At 50.2% G+C, this 20,024-nt stretch carries 14 protein-coding genes; 7 read left to right on the top strand and 7 right to left on the bottom strand.

The annotated features are described in order from the left end of the window. The coding region (locus tag FEK42_RS23080; protein WP_240730969.1) for a hypothetical protein at positions 1–101 on the bottom strand (101 nt) is incomplete at its 3' end. Positions 102–601: 500 nt separating this feature from the next. On the opposite strand from FEK42_RS23080, the gene FEK42_RS18075 reads away from it, so the two are divergent. Continuing rightward, a complete protein-coding gene (locus tag FEK42_RS18075) occupies positions 602–2,251 on the top strand; it encodes an alpha,alpha-trehalase (protein WP_130210136.1) in 1,650 nt (549 codons plus the stop codon). Between the two features lie 50 nt (positions 2,252–2,301). Here FEK42_RS18075 and FEK42_RS18070 read toward each other — a convergent pair whose 3' ends face one another. After that, entirely contained in the window at positions 2,302–2,904 is a 603-nt protein-coding gene (locus FEK42_RS18070; protein ID WP_064527789.1) for a response regulator transcription factor, read from the bottom strand. A gap of 515 nt (positions 2,905–3,419) precedes the next feature. Here FEK42_RS18070 and FEK42_RS18065 point away from each other — a divergent pair. The 3 genes from FEK42_RS18065 (at position 3,420) to FEK42_RS18055 (ending at position 7,114) form a co-directional block, all read left to right on the top strand. After that, positions 3,420–4,319 (top strand): LysR family transcriptional regulator, encoded by a 900-nt coding sequence (locus FEK42_RS18065; RefSeq protein ID WP_205712938.1) that lies wholly within the window; start codon positions 3,420–3,422, stop codon positions 4,317–4,319. Positions 4,320–4,367: 48 nt separating this feature from the next. Next, positions 4,368–5,381 carry an inner membrane protein YhjD gene (gene yhjD / locus FEK42_RS18060; RefSeq protein ID WP_130210132.1) on the top strand — a complete coding sequence of 338 codons (1,014 nt, stop codon included), beginning with the start codon at positions 4,368–4,370 and terminating at the stop codon, positions 5,379–5,381. A gap of 410 nt (positions 5,382–5,791) precedes the next feature. After that, positions 5,792–7,114, top strand: coding sequence for an MFS transporter (locus FEK42_RS18055; RefSeq protein WP_130216306.1), 1,323 nt, complete (start codon positions 5,792–5,794; stop codon positions 7,112–7,114). 109 nt (positions 7,115–7,223) lie between these two features. On the opposite strand, the gene FEK42_RS18050 is transcribed toward FEK42_RS18055, so the two are convergent. Together FEK42_RS18050 and pdeH are read right to left on the bottom strand one after the other, a co-directional pair. Continuing rightward, positions 7,224–9,284: an AsmA family protein gene (locus FEK42_RS18050; RefSeq protein ID WP_135493102.1), complete on the bottom strand. Its 2,061-nt coding sequence runs from the start codon at positions 9,282–9,284 to the stop codon at positions 7,224–7,226. A 68-nt stretch (positions 9,285–9,352) separates the two neighbouring features. Continuing rightward, positions 9,353–10,120: a cyclic-guanylate-specific phosphodiesterase gene (gene pdeH / locus FEK42_RS18045; RefSeq protein WP_130210126.1), complete on the bottom strand. Its 768-nt coding sequence runs from the start codon at positions 10,118–10,120 to the stop codon at positions 9,353–9,355. A 232-nt stretch (positions 10,121–10,352) separates the two neighbouring features. On the opposite strand from pdeH, the gene kdgK reads away from it, so the two are divergent. The 3 genes from kdgK (at position 10,353) to FEK42_RS18030 (ending at position 14,653) form a co-directional block, all read left to right on the top strand. Continuing rightward, positions 10,353–11,282 carry a 2-dehydro-3-deoxygluconokinase gene (kdgK, locus tag FEK42_RS18040; RefSeq protein ID WP_135493103.1) on the top strand — a complete coding sequence of 310 codons (930 nt, stop codon included), beginning with the start codon at positions 10,353–10,355 and terminating at the stop codon, positions 11,280–11,282. A 94-nt stretch (positions 11,283–11,376) separates the two neighbouring features. Then, positions 11,377–12,582, top strand: coding sequence for a DUF3142 domain-containing protein (locus FEK42_RS18035; RefSeq protein WP_135493104.1), 1,206 nt, complete (start codon positions 11,377–11,379; stop codon positions 12,580–12,582). After that, on the top strand, positions 12,569–14,653 hold the full coding sequence (locus tag FEK42_RS18030; RefSeq protein ID WP_130259064.1) for a hypothetical protein: 2,085 nt from the start codon (positions 12,569–12,571) through the stop codon (positions 14,651–14,653). Before FEK42_RS18035 ends, FEK42_RS18030 begins: the two co-directional genes overlap by 14 nt. A 124-nt stretch (positions 14,654–14,777) precedes the next feature. Here FEK42_RS18030 and FEK42_RS18025 read toward each other — a convergent pair whose 3' ends face one another. The 3 genes from FEK42_RS18025 to hmsP all read right to left on the bottom strand — a co-directional run bounded on the left by FEK42_RS18025 (position 14,778) and on the right by hmsP (position 19,951). Then, positions 14,778–16,274 carry a pitrilysin family protein gene (locus tag FEK42_RS18025; protein WP_130210118.1) on the bottom strand — a complete coding sequence of 499 codons (1,497 nt, stop codon included), beginning with the start codon at positions 16,272–16,274 and terminating at the stop codon, positions 14,778–14,780. Positions 16,275–16,493: 219 nt separating this feature from the next. Then, on the bottom strand, positions 16,494–17,780 hold the full coding sequence (gene dctA / locus FEK42_RS18020; RefSeq protein WP_130210116.1) for a C4-dicarboxylate transporter DctC: 1,287 nt from the start codon (positions 17,778–17,780) through the stop codon (positions 16,494–16,496). Between the two features lie 182 nt (positions 17,781–17,962). Beyond that, on the bottom strand, positions 17,963–19,951 hold the full coding sequence (gene hmsP / locus FEK42_RS18015) for a biofilm formation regulator HmsP (RefSeq protein ID WP_130210114.1): 1,989 nt from the start codon (positions 19,949–19,951) through the stop codon (positions 17,963–17,965). Between the last annotated feature and the right edge of the window lie 73 nt (positions 19,952–20,024).

Below are 20,024 nucleotides of genomic sequence, written 5' to 3'. Positions count from 1 at the left end.
AGCGGAAAATGTTTAGATTCCGCGATAGTAGAAATTGCCTTCGCGCCAAAACGCGAGTCGAGTAGTTCTGAGCGGAAATCCGTTAACAGCTTCTGGTCCATTTCGAACTCCTTAAATTTATTTGAAGGCAATAAAAAAGTAGGATTTATCTGGAATGGACGCAAGGGGTTACAGGTATAATTTAAATAACAAAATCCTAAGCATGAAATTGATTTATCTATATAACAAACTAACACCAATAATATTTACACCAGAAAACACCAGATTAATTTTAAATATATATTTAAGGAATTCCTGTTATTTATTTTAATGATCAAAAAGAGTTTACTTCCTTCTGCATTCTTACACTGACTACCGCTACTCTTATTTGTAATAACAGCGATACACCTGCTTTTATCATGGAGTAGCGTGAATGTTCCGAAAATGAAATTTTGCAAAAAAACGTTTATCACTCATTTTCTTTGTATATTAATGGGTTATGTTTTTTGACACATTAATAAACGTGATCTTCCGCACACTTCATCCCCCATCGACCGTAGCGAATGACTACTCTTAAAGGAAAGCCCGATAATTAGAGACGAATTTCGGAGGTCGGATCCTTATGCTCAATCAGAAAATTCAAAACCTTAATCCAGATGAACGGATGATCGAAGTCGATCTCTGCTATGAGCTGGATCCGTATGAATTAAAACTGGATGAGATGATGGAGGCAGAGCCAGAACCCGAGATGATTGAGGGGCTACCCGCCTCTGATGCGCTGACCCCTGCCGATCGTTATCTCGAACTGTTCGAGCATGTCCAGTCGGCGAAAATTTTCCCTGACAGCAAAACCTTCCCTGACTGCGCCCCCAAAATGGACCCGCTGGATATCTTAATCCGCTATCGTAAAGTGCGCCGTCATCGCGATTTCGACTTACGCCAGTTTGTTGAAAAGCACTTCTGGCAGCCGGAAGTCTACTCCAGCGAGTATGTATCGGACCCGCAAAACTCACTGAAAGAGCATATCGACCAACTATGGCCGGTGTTAACCCGCGAACCCCAGGATCATATTCCCTGGTCTTCCCTGCTGGCGCTACCGCAATCGTACATTGTCCCGGGGGGCCGTTTTAGCGAAACCTACTACTGGGATTCCTATTTCACCATGCTGGGGCTGGCAGAGAGCGGGCGTGAGGATTTACTGAAATGCATGGCCGACAACTTCGCCTGGATGATAGAAAACTATGGCCACATCCCCAACGGCAACCGCACCTATTATTTGAGCCGCTCGCAGCCACCGGTTTTTGCGTTGATGGTGGAGCTATTTGAAGAAGATGGTGTGCGCGGTGCACGCCGCTACCTTGATCATCTAAAAATGGAATATGCCTTCTGGATGGACGGCGCAGAATCACTGATTCCGAATCAGGCCTATCGCCATGTGGTGCGGATGCCGGACGGCGCCCTGCTCAACCGTTATTGGGATGACCGCGACACGCCGCGCGATGAATCCTGGCTGGAAGATGTGGAAACCGCGAAACACTCCGGTCGCCCGCCTAACGAGGTGTATCGCGATTTACGCGCAGGTGCCGCTTCTGGCTGGGATTACTCATCACGCTGGCTACGTGACGCGGGCCGTCTGGCAAGCATTCGCACTACCCAATTCATCCCCATCGACCTTAATGCTTTCCTGTTTAAACTGGAGAGCGCCATTGCCAACATCTCGGCGCTGAAAGGTGAGAAAGAGACAGAAACGCTGTTCCGCCAGAAAGCCAGCGCCCGCCGCGATGCAGTTAACCGTTATCTCTGGGATGATGAAAACGGCATCTACCGCGATTACGACTGGCGGCGCGAGCAGTTAGCCCTCTTTTCCGCTGCCGCTATTGTGCCGTTATACGTGGGCATGGCGAATCACGAACAGGCAGACCGCCTGGCAAACGCCGTACGTAGCCGTTTACTAACGCCGGGTGGGATTCTGGCGAGCGAGTACGAAACCGGAGAACAGTGGGATAAACCCAACGGCTGGGCGCCATTGCAGTGGATGGCGATTCAGGGATTTAAAATGTACGGCGATGACTATCTGGGTGATGAAATCGCGCGTAGCTGGCTGAAGACAGTGAACCAGTTTTACCTGGAACATCACAAACTGATCGAGAAATACCATATTGCCGATGGCATTCCCCGTGAGGGCGGCGGGGGCGAATATCCGTTGCAGGATGGATTTGGCTGGACCAACGGTGTGGTACGGCGCCTGATAGGTTTGTACGGCGAACCGTAATATTTTAACAGCCAGCCACTAACAACCTGCTGGCTATAAAACTATCCTCTTCAGGAGGCGATATTTAACATCATCGCCGCCTGAGTGCGGTTTTTCACTTCCAGACGGCGATAAAGCGATTCCAGATGCGCTTTAACCGTTCCGGTACTGATATTTAACGCCCTGCCGATCTCTTTATTTGATTCACCTGCCGCCAGCATAGTTAAAATTTCCCGTTGGCGGGCGCTTAGCGATTTGAGGTCTTTTGTGTCTTTTTCCGGTGTCGTTCGCCAGTCTCCGGGCAGAAACATCATTCCCATTGCCGCGCTATTTACCGCCAATGCAAACGTCTCGACGGCTGAATCACGCGGTACAATTGCCATCACGTTAAAATGGATAACTTCCTGTAACCATCGTTTGCTGCAATCTGTCGCCGTTATCAACACTTTAACATCAGGAAATTGCACTACGGTTTTTTGCAGTAACCAGTAGCAAAACTCACCATCCTGATCGCCATCAAGCATGACTAAGGCTTCAGGGGAGCTTTCCAGTTTTTGCCACAGTTCATCTGCCTGATCGACGCCCTGAATACTCACTCCTGGAATACGCTGCTGTAAGCTGATTTTCATTCCGTGAATAAATATTGACTGCCTGTCAAACATGATTATATGCATTACTGAATCTCCACCTGGATACGTTAAAACTCTTAAGTAGGGGAAGGGTATTACCCGAGAGGCAAAATAAGAATTCGCCATTTGGCGGTGGCCATTCTACAGATATGCAATGTGGAAAATAGTTACCGATATAAATAGTTACAGCTGACAGCCTGAAATTACATGTCGAGGGCATTATTTAAAACATTTTTGAGGAAATCCTTATATCTTCGTCTGACAGGCATTCAAATAAACTGTGATTTTCGCGAGAGCTGGCTAAATACCTGACCGCAAAATGATTAAATTGCGCACGAAAAGCCAATACTGCATTTACTATTTTGCAGGAAATTGCTGAAAAGACAGTCCTTCAAGCGTTAATTTTCCTTTCCAGTGAAGCTTATCAGTCATTTCCTTCTAAAAAACACCGGTATTAATCATTACTACATTGTGAAACTTTGCATTAGATGCTAGAAAAAACAATAAATAATGCGATATGCGCGTTACTGTTTCGCTGTGAACAACAATCGGTCAAAGAAATGGATAAAATTCACGCAATGCAGTTGTTCATTAAGGTCGCAGAGCTGGAAAGTTTTTCCCGTGCAGCGGATTTCTTTGCTTTGCCAAAGGGAAGTGTTTCGCGCCAGATACAGGCACTGGAACATCAGCTTGGCACCCAGTTGCTACATCGCACTACGCGGCGGGTCAAACTTACCCCCGACGGCATGACCTATTACCAACGAGCGAAAGATGTGTTGAGTAATCTCAACGAACTGGACGGCCTGTTTCAGCAGGATACCACCAGCATCAGCGGCAAATTACGCGTCGATATCCCGCTCGGAATTGCGAAAAACCTGTTGCTGCCGCGCCTGCCAGAATTTCTTCATCAATACCCAGGGATTGAACTGGAATTAAGTAGCAGTGACCGGGCGATTGATATTCTTCGTGATGGCTATGATTGCGTGATGCGCACGGGCTCGTTGCCCGACGAGGGTATTATTACCCGCCCCCTCGGCAGACTGACAATGGTCAACTGTGCCAGCCCGCACTATCTGACGCGTTTTGGTTATCCACAAAGTGTGGACGATCTGACTTCGCACGCAGTGGTGCATTACACGCCGCATTTGGGCGCGCATCCATTAGGTTTTGAGGTTGCCACCAGTAATGGCGTCCAGTGGTTTAAGTCCGGCGGCATGTTGACGGTAAACAGTAGCGAAACCTATCTCGCCGCCGGCCTGGCGGGTCTGGGTATCATTCAAATCCCCCGCGTCGCCGTACGCGAAGCCCTACGCGCCGGGCGGCTTATTGAAGTGTTGCCCAACTACCGCGCCGAGCCGCTATCCATTTCTCTGGTTTATCCCCAGCGTCGGGAGCTTTCCCGCCGTGTAAATCTGTTTATGCAGTGGCTGGCTGGCGTAATAAAAGAGCACCTGGACTGACCGACTATACTTTTTAAGACAGACAACGACAGAAGGACTAAAGAGCGGATGACGCAGGAAAACGAGATCAAACGTCCCACCCAGGATCTGGAGCACGAGCAAATTAAACATCTGGATAATAGCGATAAAGGCAGCAAAGTCAGTCAGGCGTTGGAAACCGTTACCACCACTGCCGGGAAAGTCCAACGTCAACCAATCATCGCGCACCTGATACGCGCAACAGAACGCTTCAATGATCGGCTGGGTAACCAGTTTGGCGCGGCAATCACTTATTTCTCGTTTTTATCGATGATCCCGATTTTGATGGTGTCGTTTGCCGCAGGGGGCTTTGTGCTGGCCTCCCACCCGATGCTGCTGCAGGATATCTTCGACAAAATTCTGCAAAACATCAGCGATCCGACGCTGGCGGCCACATTGAAAAATACCATCAACACCGCCGTTCAGCAGCGAACGACCGTAGGGCTTGTCGGCCTGGCGGTGGCGCTTTATTCCGGGATCAACTGGATGGGAAATTTGCGTGAAGCAATTCGCGCTCAATCGCGTGATGTTTGGGAACGTTCACCGCAAGATCAGGAGAAGTTTTGGGTTAAGTATCTGCGTGATTTTATTTCGCTAATTGGTTTATTGATTGCGCTGATTGTCACGCTTTCAATAACCTCGGTTGCCGGTTCGGCGCAGCAAATGATTATTAGCGCCCTGCACCTTAACAGTATTGAGTGGCTGAAACCGACGTGGCGGTTGATTGGCATGGCGATTTCTATCTTCGCTAACTATCTGCTTTTCTTCTGGATCTTCTGGCGTCTTCCGCGTCATCGCCCGCGTAAAAAGGCGCTGATTCGTGGAACATTCATCGCGGCTATTGGTTTTGAAGTCATTAAAATCGTGATGACGTATACCCTGCCGTCGTTGATGAAATCCCCGTCTGGCGCGGCATTTGGTTCCGTGCTGGGGCTGATGGCGTTTTTTTACTTCTTTGCCCGTCTGACGTTGTTTTGCGCGGCGTGGATTGCCACCGCCGAATACAAAGACGACCCGCGAATGCCGGGGAAAACGCAGCATTAAAATAGGTCGGATGCGGCGTAAACGCCTTATTCGGCCTACGAATTTATTCAACCTGGCTCCCCGTAGGCCGGATAAGATGCACCAGCATCGCATCCGGCTATGATGCGCACATAACCACCTGAAACTCTTCCCCTGGACCTCTTCAGCCATCTCTTCGGGAGCCAACAATTTCACATCAACTCATAAACCCAGCATATAAATCCAGTTGGTAACTTTTATTTAACCTGAAACCAGTTTTATCCACCATTTATGAAATTGTGTGAAGCATTTCATAGAAGAAAAATCACTAGTCTAAACATTATCCGCTTTTTGCCTGGTTTTTAACCTTTTCCGCGATTTGTTACACATTGAAATATCACTTTTGCTGTGCGTAATATGGCTATTCGTTCGCCAAAAAATAAGAAAAGATTATGCAAGCAACAGCCACAACACTCGACAACGAGCAAGAATACAAGCCGATAAACTCACGTAATAAAGTCCTTGTCGCCTCCCTCATTGGCACGGCCATTGAGTTCTTCGACTTCTACATTTACGCCACTGCGGCCGTTATTGTGTTCCCGCATATCTTCTTCCCGCAGGGCGATCCGGCGGCAGCGACGCTACAATCGCTCGCCACCTTCGCCATCGCTTTCGTCGCACGCCCAATCGGTTCTGCCGTATTTGGTCATTTCGGCGATCGCGTTGGGCGTAAAGCGACGCTGGTCGCCTCGTTGCTAACGATGGGGATTTCAACAGTGGTGATTGGTCTGCTGCCGGGCTACGCCACGATTGGTATTTTCGCCCCGCTGCTGCTGGCACTGGCTCGATTTGGTCAAGGTCTGGGATTAGGCGGTGAATGGGGTGGCGCAGCGCTGTTGGCAACCGAGAACGCACCACCGCGTAAACGTGCGCTGTACGGCTCCTTCCCACAGCTGGGCGCACCGATTGGCTTCTTCTTTGCTAACGGCACTTTTCTGCTGCTTTCCTGGCTGCTGACCGATGAGCAGTTTATGAGCTGGGGCTGGCGCGTGCCGTTTATCTTCTCGGCGGTGCTGGTCATTATCGGCCTGTATGTTCGCGTGTCGCTGCATGAGTCGCCGGTGTTTGAAAAAGTCGCTAAAGCGAAAAAGCAGGTGAAGATCCCGCTGGGTACACTGCTGACCAAACACGTGCGCGTCACGGTACTCGGCACCTTTATCATGCTGGCAACCTACACGCTGTTTTACATCATGACTGTCTACTCAATGACCTTTAGTACCGCCGCCGCGCCAATTGGGCTTGGCCTGCCGCGCAATGAAGTGCTGTGGATGCTGATGATGGCAGTTATTGGTTTTGGCGTGATGGTACCAGTAGCCGGATTGCTGGCCGATGCCTTTGGGCGGCGTAAAAGCATGGTGATCATCACGACGCTAATCATCCTGTTCGCGCTGTTCGCCTTTAATCCACTGCTCGGTTCTGGCAATCCTATTCTGGTTTTTGCTTTCCTGCTGCTGGGGTTAAGCCTGATGGGGCTGACCTTCGGGCCGATGGGCGCGCTGTTACCAGAGCTGTTCCCGACAGAAGTGCGTTACACCGGAGCATCATTCTCTTACAACGTATCGTCGATTCTCGGGGCTTCCGTTGCGCCGTATATCGCGGCCTGGTTGCAAACTAACTACGGGTTAGGTGCGGTGGGGTTATATCTGGCAGCAATGGCTGGCTTGACGTTAATCGCCCTGCTGCTGACGCATGAGACGCGACATCAGTCGTTGTAATAAGAGTGAAAAGCCTGATGCGCTACGCTTATCGGGCATGAACAAAGCGCACTTTGCCAACAATCTAAATCTGTTTAATTGCCGGATGCCAGATATCCGGCAATTTCCATCACTTCTTCATCTGCGACAAAATTGTCCGGCACTGATTAGCCTCCCCTTCGGAAGGCGAGATCAGCGCCAGCAAGGCCGCAGCTGGCGTCACCAGCGTTGCCAGTGCCGCCGCAACGGCACCTCGGGCAATCAGCGGCCCGGCTTTCACCCCAGCCTGCGGATTTTTAAACGTCCCACGCACATACAGCGGCGAACGCAGTGTGATAATCCGAATCCCTTTACTCTCCGGATCAATAGTCAAATCCAGCTGTTCCGAAGCAAAACTTGCCGTGCCGGTAACATTAATCAACGCGTTCTCAGTATCAAAAGCAAAAATCTGCGGACGCGCCACGCCATTGGCAATATTCAGATTTGCTGCCGCGCAGTTCACCCGCACCTCATCATCACCGAAAATCGCACCGACAATGTAGTTGCCGACATTCAGCCCAACAATCTCCATCAGGTTGCGGCTCACCAGCCCGTCATTCATCAACAGTTTCAGGTTACCGTTACTGTTCCCCAAAAGCGCCGCCACTGAGTTACCGCTACCGCGTAGTTCCGCATCACCGTTCATTTCCCCCAGCGTCTTCTGCATCAATTCCACATCCGGCATCAGTTCTTTCAGTTTCAGTCGACGAGCCTGAATATCTGCCCGCCCTTGCATCGGCTTTTTATCGCCTTCCAGATGAATATTCGCCGCAATGCTGCCGCCCGCCATGCCAAATTTCAGCGGTTGCAGGCGTAGGTCAGCGTTTTTGAGGATGATATGGGTAGAAAGATCGCTAATCGGCAGACTGCTGCCATGCTCAATACGACGGCCTTTGAATCGAACATCGGCATCCATGACGTCCCATTTATCGGTTTCGAAGCGGTCATACGGCAGCACTTTGCCCGCAGGCTGAACGCTTTTTTCGCCCTTCTTCTGTTCAGACCGTTTCGACTTTTCCGCCCCTTTACCGGAATCAACGCCAATTAACGGCCCTAAATCTGCCAGCCGCAATTGGCGCGACTCGACGTCACCTTCCAGTTTTGGCCGTGGCTTACCGGTGGTGTAGACCAGAGAACCGTGAATATCGCTATCGCCAATACGCCCGTTAAAGCCACGATAATCAAAGACCGACGATTTTTCCGTATCGATTTTCGCTACCAGCCGACCATCGGTTTCAAACGGTGGGGTATCAGGCAGCAGAACGCCCGTCAGTTCATAGAGATCGCCCAGCGAATCGCCGGAAAATTTAAGCCGTAAATCGACGCCGCCCATTTTCATTGGGTCATTCACGACGCCACCAAAAGCAACACGGGTGTTACCAGAGCGGAAATCAGCCTGTACCGGAAACGGCGTCCCTTCGCCACGCAGCGCCAGCATGCCGCCAATTTTTCCCGTGCCCGTGAGCGGTTCGCCGTTATAACGTCCCTGCGCCTTCAGGCCAAAAACATAATCGCCCACCTTTTCTTTCTCGTTCTTACCTTTCGATCCACTGACTTCACTGAACGGTAACGGCTTGCCTAATGGATCGACAAAAATTTCCAGATCCGCTTTGCTGATTTTGTCATCAATGGCGATCCGCCCTTGATCGAACAGAATATTATCCAGCCGAAACGACCACGCCGACGGCTTTGCATTCGCGTCTTTGTTGTCATCGCTGGCGAGATTAAACGTCCAGTTGTTATTCTTTTCTGAGAGGCGAATCAGGCGTGCGTCGGGCTTTTCCAGTTTGATCCACGGTAGCCAGACCGTTTTGGTCAGCAGCGCCAGAGGGGCCAGCGTTGCTTCTACCCGTGGCAGATGCACCATTGTGACTTCGGGAATGTCTGGCGGGTTGCCGAGAATGATGTCTTCCGCGTGTACATGGGGCCACGGCACCCAGCTGCGCCAGCCGGTTTCCTGTTTTTTCCGCTCCCATACCACGCCCAGATCGCCACGAATAGCGAACGGGCGATTCAGCTCCGCAGAGACTTTCTGGTTGATGGTCGGTTTGAGTCGATTCCAGTCAAAAGTCGCAATCAAAATGATCGCCACGACGAGCAACAACAAGAAAGCACCTGAAATCGCGGCGGTTATTTTGCCTGCCTTGCTCATAGTTCGCTTCCTCATATTCTTCCTGGGCCAGTCCTAAAGATAGTCCAGCCAGGCGGAAAATGAGGCGGCTACACCACCAGAGCCACCGTATCCAGCGTTTCTATCGGTGCCGGACGCGAAAGAAACCAGCCTTGTGCGGCGAATGCGGGCGAGTTCTGTACATCGCGCCACTCTTCCGGCGTTTCCACGCCTTCGACGATCACCCCGCGACAATAGCGATTCATTAGATGTAAAAGCTGCGAAAAGAGCGTGCGGCCTTCCGGCGACTGGCGCAGCATCACAAACAGTTCGCGAGCGATTTTAATGTAGTCATAACGGACTTCACTGAGCGCGGAGAAATTTGCCATCCCAGTGCCAAAATCATCAAGCCATAGCGGACCAAATTCGCACATCGAGGCAAAGGTTGAATCTTTTGGCAGGCGGATATGTTCTACCAGTTCAAAACGCAGCCAGGGAAGGCGGTCAATCTGACGCAAAATTTCCGGCTGCTGACGTAGGGCGAGAAGTGTCGGACCATCGATATTAACCGATGCCAGCAGGCCATGCTCAACAAAGAACACGGCTTTTTGCGCCAGCAAATCAATCTGTTCTTTCACCACATCCATACGATGTCTGATGGTGATTTCAGCAAAATAACGATCCGGCGGCAGTCGTTGCGAAGGATCCTCGGGATGAGTAACGACCGTTAATAGCTCTACGGCCATCAACCGACCGGATGTCTGGTAAATCGGTTGCCAGGTGTAAGCACGTTCACACTGCAACCAAAAGCGTCGTTCCTGCAAGCTTTCGATACTTGCTTCAGGATGGCTTATTCGCTGAATAACCTGCCTTATCATCGAAGATGTCCTGTGTTTAAAAGTGATGCTGCCCGGACTCGACAAATGTTATCGGCGCGCAACGCCAGAACTTTACCGCCCTAAGCGGCTAAATTTGCCCGTCCTGCGGCGAAATCTTCCAGGAATACGTTCTGGCTCAAAAAAATAATGGAACAGTGTTTTAATATAGTTGACCAACAAACCACCACAGCGCAAACTAACGCTAATTTTTTTACAGATCAGGTTCACGACTATGTCCAAAAAGATTGCCGTGATTGGCGAATGCATGATTGAGCTTTCCGAGAAAGGCGCAGACGTTAAGCGCGGTTTCGGCGGCGATACCCTGAACACCTCCGTCTATATCGCCCGTCAGGTCGATCCTGCGGCATTAACCGTTCATTACGTGACGGCGCTGGGAACGGACAGTTTTAGTCAGCAGATGTTGGACGCCTGGCACGGCGAGAACGTTGATACTTCCCTGACCCAACGGATGGAAAACCGCCTGCCGGGCCTTTACTACATTGAAACCGATGACACTGGCGAACGTACGTTCTACTACTGGCGTAACGAAGCCGCGGCCAAATTCTGGCTGGAAAGCGAGCAGTCAGCGGCGATTTGCGCAGAGCTGGCGAAATTCGATTATCTCTACCTTAGCGGGATTAGCCTGGCGATTTTAAGCCCAACCAGCCGCGAAAAACTGCTTTCCCTGCTGCGCGAATGCCGCGCCAATGGCGGAAAAGTGATTTTCGACAATAACTACCGTCCGCGCCTATGGGCCAGCAAAGAAGAGACGCAGCAGGTGTATCAGCAAATGCTGGAATGCACGGATATCGCCTTCCTGACGCTGGACGACGAAGACGCGCTGTGGGGTCAACAACCGGTGGAAGACGTCATTGCGCGCACCCATAAAGCGGGCGTGAATGAAGTTGTGGTGAAACGCGGGGCTGATTCATGCCTGGTGTCCATTGCAGGTGAAGCGTTAGTTGATGTTCCAGCGGTGAAACTGCCGAAAGAAAAAGTGATCGATACCACCGCAGCTGGCGACTCTTTCAGCGCCGGTTATCTGGCGGTACGTCTGACAGGCGGTAGTGCGGAAGATGCCGCGAAACGTGGGCATTTGACTGCAAGTACCGTTATTCAGTATCGCGGCGCGATTATCCCGCGTGAAGCAATGCCGGAATAATGGTTTTTGACGGAGAACGGATAGATATTCGTTCTCCGTTAATAGTTACAGCGGTACACTATCAGCCTGTTGATAATCGTAATGCCGTAACAATATGCCATCTTGCAAAAGGATTTTTGCAGCTTCACTTCTTCTGATCGGCCTGGGCTACGGGCTGCATATTTTATTTACCCCTTCACAACTGCTTCGCTTTGATCAGCAAGTCTATATCTGGCAACGCGTCTGGACAGCAGAACATAACGAGGCACTAAAACGAAGCCGCCCACTTTTCTCTACGCTACGCATACTTGGGATGCAATTTCACCCGCAAGAAGGCATCCGACACTTTACGGTTAATACTTCACTTATTAAGCAAGATGGTCGCCCGGTCTGGCTGGTCGCGCGACTCGATGGCCAGCTTACACGGTTTAATAACCAGCAAGTTATCCAGCATATTCAACAGACCCTACGTGAGTGGCAAAAGGCAGGTATTACGCTGGCAGGTGTGGAAATTGATTATGACGCGCCAACAGCAAAATTGCCGGAATATCTGACACTTCTTAGTGCGTTACATCAGACGCTTCCTGCAAATATAAAACTTAGCGTTACCGCCCTACCGACCTGGCTTGAATCACCACATCTCGCCCGATTATTGCGCATTGCGGACACTTCGGTTTTACAGGTACATAACGTGCTTTCGCCCGAAAAAGGCCTGTTAGATGCCAGTCTGGCGCAGCGTTGGGTAAAGCAATATGCCAGACAAACCACGCATCCTTTTTTCATCGCATTGCCCGCTTACGGTTCTGCGCTCACCAGTGATAATCGCGTCGAGAGTGAAGCTCCGTTATACGTTGCCGAAGAGATGCGTGAATTAAGTGTACCACCGCAAATCATTGCCGATTTCATTCAATATTTAGAACAGCAACCACCGCATGGATTACAGGGGTTGGTATGGTTTCGGCTACCGCTAGCAGGCGATCGCCGCGCCTGGTCACTGACGACGCTGGAAGCCGTGATTCAGCATCAACCGCTGGCCCCACGCTGGTCGTTAATTATTGCTCAACATGCAGACGAACAGCTTTTTGATCTGGCTATTAAAAACAGCGGCGAAATTGATGCGCCGTTGCCGAAACAAATAATTCTGCCCAATGCAGATTGTCTATTCGCTGATGGAGCCAGCCACTATCAGGTGCAACCCGGGCCATCCAGCCTGAATTTTGTGAGAGGAAGCGCCAGGCAACTGCGCGCCGGAGAAAGCAGTCCGCTGGGATGGGCGCGATGCAATCAAAAACTACAAGGAGAGTTTAATGTTACGCCATGAGATATCGCGGATTGCCAGCGTTGTGTTATTCACGCTCATTTGCGAGAACGCTTATGCTTGCGGGCCTTATGCGCCGAACTCACTTTTGCATGATCGACAACACACATTAACAGAAATGCCTAATGGCAGTTTCATATATGAAGCTCGCCATTTAGTCGAACGCGATCCTCGTTTACCTTTATGGCAGCCAGAGATCGAACCAAACGATTTAGAGGACTATTATCAGTACAGAGAAACGCAAAAGGATACCGATTATCAGCATTACACTCGCGAAAAACGTCTACAAGAGATAGCAGAGAAACTGAAGACAAAACTACCTACAGCAGAACGACTCTATTATCTGGGAGCCATAGACTTTTATCACTTCATCTATGACAGCCCCTGGTTCGATAAATTATTAGCCTTACCCAAAAGCGAACAAGGTGAATGGCGGCTGAAGGCAATGTATACCCAGGCCCGTAAAATATTCGATTCAGGTGAAAATGACGAGTTAGCTTATAATACTGGCGCGTATCATAGTGAGGAATCCATAAAGGGGATTAAACTTTATCAACAAATTATAGAAGAAGTTCGCAATGGTGAGCCAGACCCCGAACAACTCTCTCTCGCCAGCTTGGGGCAGTTAGGTTTTTACCGGCTGAATAAAGCAGATATGAATGGAGCCATCACATATTATGCGCAACAGGCCGCACAAGGTTCCCCCGTAGGTAAAATCTCATTACGCAGAATTGCACTGTATCTGACAAATGAAAAAAATTTCGCCCTTTTAGAAAATATTATTGATGATCCCATAGTTCAGAAACTGGTCATCGCAGAGCTTTTTATTCGTCACGACAGAGGGTATAGCCAGGATGGGTGCATTACCGAAAACAGTGAATATTTCTGCACAACACAACGTGAAAAATTGATCAACTTGTTGGTGAACCATCGGATAAAAGGATTTTCTTATAGCGATCGACTGGCCGCATTAGCTTATCGTAATGGTGATTACTCGTTAACGAAAGTCTTATTAGAGGATGCGCCAGAAAGCGGCCTCCGCGAATGGTTAAACGCAAAAATGGCGCTGCGTGAAGGTAATATTCCTTTAGCGACCCGCTATTATGCCAGTGCGGCAAAATTCTTCCCGGAAAATGAAACGTGGGGCAACCCGATGACAGAAAGTGATTACTACCACGGTAATGAGATCATTATGCCATCATGTCGTATTGCTGGCGAGCAAGCAATTCTGGCGTTGAAGCGCGATGATTACTTGCAAGCAATGACGCTGTTTTATAAAGGCAAAGATACTTATTGGGCAGATTTAGCTGATGTGGGGGAAAGTGTATTAACGTTACAGGAGTTAAAAACGTTTGTTGATAAAAATGTACCACCGCCCAGCCAACAGCTAAAACCCTTTAATTTGCAGTCATCTGAAAATGATTATGACAGAGAATATAGCGGTTACTTCGTTCCCCCAACGCTCATTCCAACTGACGTAAAATTACGTGCATTACTGGCCAGAAGGTTTATTCGCAATGGTCAATATCAGCAAGCCGTCAGCTACTTTGATATTCCAAATTACCGTAAAATGGCGCAGCAACTGGCAGATTTAATGGAAAAAAGCCAAAATAATAATATCAATAATCAGGAGCGCGCGCAGGCGCAATACGAGGCGGCAAGATTATTACGATATAATGGCATCGAACTCGTCGCCTATGAAATGTATCCCGACTATGCTATTACCAGCGGAGCATATTCCACACCTTATTCCTACACTAATGATAGCGGCTGGATAAGTGAGAAAGAAAACCGTCGTTTTGCTAATGCAGTACCTGACAAAAATAATCACTTCTTGCATTACCGCTGGCAGGCTGCGGAATGGGCCGGACAATCTGCCGATTTACTTCACCCCAAAACCCAGACATGGGCCGCCGTGTTATGCCATGCTGCAAGTTGGGTCAGATATCTTGATCCAGAAACCGGTGCATTAATTTATCAACGCTACGTGAAAAACGGTAAAGCTTTTGACTGGGCTGCACATTTTGGTCGTGATTGTCCTGAACCAGTGTTTAAGAAGGATCTGAAGAAATAACGTTACAGGGATGAGAAAGGCTCTCCTTACGGACTGGCGAAAACTGCTGACGCATATCATTCAGACTACGTTATTCATTACCGTTAATCCCGGCAGCGTAGAAGAAACGCTGCCGGGTTATTTATTACTGCGCGGGTGGAATATCCGAAACTTCAGGATGGACGTCATCCGTGGCTACGGATGTAGTCACAGCCGCAGTCGATGGGGCCATGATTTGATCCCATGCGGCCTGCAACTCTTTCATGTTAAATTCCGGCTCACCTTTCGGCTGCAACAGAATTAACGCCATGTCGTTCGACAGTTGCTGACGCAAATCCTGATTTAACATTTCTACCGTCAGGCTGTTGAGGAAATCCTGACGCAGTTTCTGATATTGCTCCGGCGCGATATCGACAACCTGATTTTGCAACGAACGCATCCGCTGGCCCATCAGAATATCGGTATCAGCTCGCGCATAAGCAGCAAACAATTTCTGCAACTCCAGTTTCTTTTGCGCAACCAGAGCGTTGAACTCTTCTTCCGGCAGACCTTTATCACGAACTTTCGCCAGCTCACGCGCCACCAGATTAAGGTTGCTGTTCAGCTTGTCGTTTGGTGACTCGATGTTGATGGCACACTGCGCACGCAGATACAGCACACGGCAGTCAAATCCAAGACCAATGTCTTTACTGTTACTGGCGCTTAATGCTTGCTGAACGTGCCAGAACAGCGCCTCACGGGCCAGGTCCGCACGCCAGTAGCGCAGCAGTGCGGCTGATTCACGAATCGGCTGCCACGGCGTATCCCACATGATGGATAACCGATCCTGACGCACTGCGTCGGTCATAATGCTCACCGCTTCCGCACGCAGAGGAGAAAGCGTCGGCACCGGAGCCGGTGTTTCACGTTTGCCTTTCAGTTCGCCAAACGTTTTGTTGATTTGGTCTACAACCGAGCGCGCATCAACGTTCCCCACCACCAGCAGCGTCATTGCATCCGGGGTGTACCATTTCTGGTAGAAATCTTTAATCTTTTCCGCTTCAACGGGTTGTTTCAGCGGATCGGCAGGATCGTGACCTAATAAAGTCGATCCCTTCAGGCGATAACGCCACCAGCCTTCTTTGGTGTCGGCAGGCCAGGTTGCCACCATGTCCTGACTTTGCAGCGCGTGGTTGATGGTTTCTGGTGTAATGGTCAGTTTGCCACTGGCATTTGCCAGATAAGAGAGCGCCTCTTTCAGCAAGTCGTTGCGGTTATTTGGCAGACTAAGATTAAACAGCGTGGTGTCGTAAGAAACGATCACCGGTGGCATCGGGCGCTTAGGGTCGATCCCCTGTTGCCACAATGAACGTGCCTGTGCCGCTTCAAGGCCACCGCTTTGCGTCAGCGCGATGCGGGGAATGGCATGACTATAACCGCTCTGTTGGGTACTTTCGGCGAGCGAACCAGTATTAACCAGCAGGCGAATTTCAACACGATCGCTGGGACGCTGGGGCGTGGTCAACACTTGCCACTGTAAACCGTTGGAGAGCGTCCCCTGTTGCCATGCTGGATCAGGCTGGAGCGCATCTGCCTGCACATAGCCAGCAGTGGCCATCACCAGCAAACCGCCCGCTAAAAGTCGAATTTTTGTGCCCTGCATGTGAACCCCTGATCAACTATCCTGGTAATAAAAGACTGCCCGTTATCGGTCAGTCTGAATAACGTTAAAAACACTTCGTGTTAGACCGCAAGAACATGGAAATGTCACGGAAGAAGTGAAATAAACCTGAACTCACCCAGGTGGTAAGTTCAGGCACAGGGGGCAATTATGCGCAAACACCCGCACTCGGGGAAGGGAGTGCGGGCATAAGAGGTGAGATTAAGAGGATAATTCGTGCGTTTTGCCTTCTGGCGCACGATTATTCAGCACATCGTCCAGTTTTTTGTGGTCCAGTTCTTTAACCCACTTAGCGACCACGATGGTTGCTACACCGTTACCGACCAGGTTAGTCAGCGCACGGGCTTCCGACATGAAGCGATCGATACCGAGGATCAGCGCTAGCCCCGCCACCGGCAAATGGCCTACGGCTGAAAGCGTCGCCGCCAGCACGATAAAGCCACTGCCCGTTACCCCTGCCGCCCCTTTAGAAGAAAGCAGCAACACGATTAATAGCGTGATTTGGTGGAAGATATCCATCTGACTGTTGGTAGCCTGGGCGATAAATACCGCCGCCATCGTCAGGTATATCGATGTGCCATCAAGGTTAAACGAGTAGCCTGTCGGGATGACCAACCCCACCACCGATTTCCGGCAGCCGAGTTTTTCCATCTTGTCGAGCATACGTGGCAGCGCCGATTCGGAAGACGATGTTCCCAACACAATCAGCAGTTCTTCACGGATGTAGCGGATAAATTTGAAGATACTGAAACCGGTCGCTTTAGCGATTGAACCCAGTACCAGCACCACAAACAGGATACAGGTGATGTAGAAGCAGATAATCAGCTGCCCCAGCTGCACCAGTGTTCCGACGCCGTATTTACCGATGGTAAATGCCATCGCCCCAAACGCCCCAATCGGTGCCAGGCGCATGATCATATTGATGATGCCGAAGATGACCTGCGAGAAACTTTCGATAACGTTAAAAATCAGCTGGCCTTTGCTGCCCAGACGGTGCAGCGCAAAACCAAACAGTACGGCAAACAGCAGCACCTGCAGGATGTTACCGCTGGCAAACGCGCCAATGACGCTCGCCGGGATGACATCCATAATGAAGGCGACAATGCCCTGGTCTTTCGCCTGCGCGGCGTAAACGGCTACCGCTTTCGCATCCAGACTCGCCGGATCGACGTTCATTCCAGCACCTGGCTGTACAACGTTAACGATAATAAGACCAATAATCAGCGCGATGGTACTGACTATCTCAAAGTAAAGCAGTGCGACTGCGCCGGTACGACCGACCGCCTTCATGCTTTCCATGCCCGCAATGCCAGTGACGACGGTACAAAAGATGACGGGAGCGATAATCATCTTAATGAGCTTAACGAACCCGTCGCCAAGCGGTTTCATTTGCTCGCCTATTTCAGGGTAGAAATGGCCAAGGAGAATACCAATAGCTATCGCTGTCAGGACCTGAAAGTAAAGGCTTTTAAACAGAGAGGTTTTCATAGGGTGTCCTTTAGTAAAACCACAGGTCTTGTAAGGTTATGGGGTACCTGCGGCCTTAAAATAACACCCAGACAACATCACAGAAATGTACCTGGATCATAATTGAAACAAAAATGTTAAAAAGTTTGAGCTGGCTCGCACAAACCAGCACTTTTTAAAGTTTTGTAATCAGTTTGGGGTAGCTATTTTTCTTCCAGGTAACTTTCTTCGAAGATTTCAATGGGAAGTGGACGTGCAAAGAGGAAGCCCTGGGCAATACCAACGCCCGCCTTTGCCAACCAGTCACGTTGTGCTTCTGTCTCTACGCCTTCAGCAATGATTTGCAGATTCAGGCTTTTCGCCAACATGATAATCGCGGCAATCATGCTGCTATCTTCCGGTAACCCATCAATGAACATTTTGTCGATTTTCAAAACGTCCACCGGGAGAGATTTCATATGCTGCAACTGACGCAACCCTGAATAGCCCATACCGAAATCATCCAGCGCCACCTGTACTCCGGCGTTGCGCAGCGGACGAAGGATTGCCACCGCCGCGTGAGGGTCATCAATGCGTCGGCTTTCTGTCACTTCCAGAATCAGCGTTCCTGGCTGAACACGATAGCGCGTTAGCAGTTCCAGCATATCCGCCACCATATTCGGATGCATCAGTTGCAGCGCTGAGATGTTCACCGATAATGGCAGCATAATGCCGCGCTCCTGCCAGGCGGCAAGCAGTCGGCATGACTCTTCCAGCACCCAGTGACCGACGGTAACCATCAGTCCACAAGACTCAATACGATCAATTAACCCATCCGGTAGGTCCCAACTCCCATCCGGTTGCTGGATACGCAATAACACTTCCGCGCTGACTAACTTGCCGCTGGTCATCTCAACTTGTGGTTGTAGCCAAATCGCAAATTGATGATTTTCAAGCGCATTAAGGATATCGCTCTCTTCCGTCAGCCGCTGTTGAGCGGCTTCCATCTGCTGCGGATCATAGAACTGAATCTGATTCTTCCCTTTATGACGCGCGGTAAACGCCGCAGAAATAGCACGACCATAAAGTTGTTCGGCGGTGATATCGCCATAGAACATCGCCACGCCGATGTTACAGTGTGGGCGCAGTTGAATGCGATCAATAGGCAAGCGCTCGCTCATGATAGTGAGTACTTGCTGACCTAACGTAATAGCGTGCCACGGCTCCTGCACACCGTTGGCGATAACAGCGAAGTCATAGCCACTGACCTGCGCGAGAACCATGCGCGGCGACAGCACCGACTTGAGTTTTTCCACCAGCGTAAGTAGCAGGATTTCCCGCTGCGCCTCTTTCAGCACACCGGCGGTGTCGCGCAGGGTTTCGCAGGTGATAATCATCAGCGCAGTAGTCTGTTTACGCGTCACCACCTGTTCCAGCATCTCCATCAGCAGGGCTTTGTTTGGCAAATCCGACACCGGGAAGCGCATCGCGTTTTCGATCTGCTCTTCATAATGACGCTGCAACAGTTGCTGGTTAAGGTTATAACTGCGCACCAGCATACCTATTTCATCGTCCTGATGCAGACGCGGCAGCGCCAGCTGATGGCCGATAATCTCTTGCGGTGGAATGGCGTTCAGCTCACGAGCAATATTGCGTAAAGGATGTAATATCAGTCGGTTAATACACCAGCTAATCGCCACTGTCAGGATGAGCGACAAAAGTAAGTAAATGGTCACTAACGTGGAGAGCGTACTCATCACGAACTTATACATGCGGAAGGAATCCGCCTGTAACACCAGATAGGCAATCGGTTGCGGGTTTGCCGGGCGCTCCAGCGAGTAGACGCCCAGCGAGATTTGCACCGGTAGTTCGAGCAGTCGGGTAACCATTACCGGCACCGGGCGTTCAGGAATAAAACTTTTACGCAGCGCCTGGAACTGGTTAGGCAGCACCACATCTGCGCGGCTGACCACGCCTGCAGGTTTGATGCTGGAGAGAATGGCCTCCGCCTGGGGAATATCCCCTTTGAGGATGGCTGAGGACAAGGGTTCGCGGACAGAACGAGCAATGCTTTCCAGTTGCGTAGCCGTGTTATAGCGATTCTGCTGTACCAGGTGGAACAGCAAAACGGTGCAAAAAACAAAGACAAACACCAGAACAACGGCCGCCACCATTGCCATCTGCTTGATTGTTAACGAACGACTAACGCGCAAATTATCTCTCCCCCGGAAATCCCAGACTGCCGCCCGAGTATACCCGATCGCAGCGGCATTAAGAGAGGCGCTA

The organism is Escherichia sp. E2748 (assembly GCF_005781125.1).
In the GTDB taxonomy this organism is placed as follows: Bacteria; Pseudomonadota; Gammaproteobacteria; order Enterobacterales; family Enterobacteriaceae; genus Escherichia.
The sequence above is the reverse complement of the archived record's forward strand: the minus strand, read 5'-3'. Positions and strand labels throughout refer to the sequence as shown.

What these genes read in the sequence shown, in the direction of transcription:
- FEK42_RS18030 (WP_130259064.1), top strand. Translation starts at nt 12,569, where the DNA reads ATGTTACGCCATGAGATATCGCGGATTGCCAGCGTTGTGTTATTCACG.
- FEK42_RS18035 (WP_135493104.1), top strand. Translation starts at nt 11,377, where the DNA reads ATGCCATCTTGCAAAAGGATTTTTGCAGCTTCACTTCTTCTGATCGGC.
- FEK42_RS18050 (WP_135493102.1), bottom strand. Translation starts at nt 9,284, where the DNA reads ATGAGCAAGGCAGGCAAAATAACCGCCGCGATTTCAGGTGCTTTCTTG.
- FEK42_RS18025 (WP_130210118.1), bottom strand. Translation starts at nt 16,274, where the DNA reads ATGCAGGGCACAAAAATTCGACTTTTAGCGGGCGGTTTGCTGGTGATG.
- kdgK (WP_135493103.1), top strand. Translation starts at nt 10,353, where the DNA reads ATGTCCAAAAAGATTGCCGTGATTGGCGAATGCATGATTGAGCTTTCC.
- yhjD (WP_130210132.1), top strand. Translation starts at nt 4,368, where the DNA reads ATGACGCAGGAAAACGAGATCAAACGTCCCACCCAGGATCTGGAGCAC.
- FEK42_RS18065 (WP_205712938.1), top strand. Translation starts at nt 3,420, where the DNA reads ATGGATAAAATTCACGCAATGCAGTTGTTCATTAAGGTCGCAGAGCTG.
- dctA (WP_130210116.1), bottom strand. Translation starts at nt 17,780, where the DNA reads ATGAAAACCTCTCTGTTTAAAAGCCTTTACTTTCAGGTCCTGACAGCG.
- FEK42_RS18075 (WP_130210136.1), top strand. Translation starts at nt 602, where the DNA reads ATGCTCAATCAGAAAATTCAAAACCTTAATCCAGATGAACGGATGATC.
- pdeH (WP_130210126.1), bottom strand. Translation starts at nt 10,120, where the DNA reads ATGATAAGGCAGGTTATTCAGCGAATAAGCCATCCTGAAGCAAGTATC.
- FEK42_RS18070 (WP_064527789.1), bottom strand. Translation starts at nt 2,904, where the DNA reads ATGCATATAATCATGTTTGACAGGCAGTCAATATTTATTCACGGAATG.
- FEK42_RS18055 (WP_130216306.1), top strand. Translation starts at nt 5,792, where the DNA reads ATGCAAGCAACAGCCACAACACTCGACAACGAGCAAGAATACAAGCCG.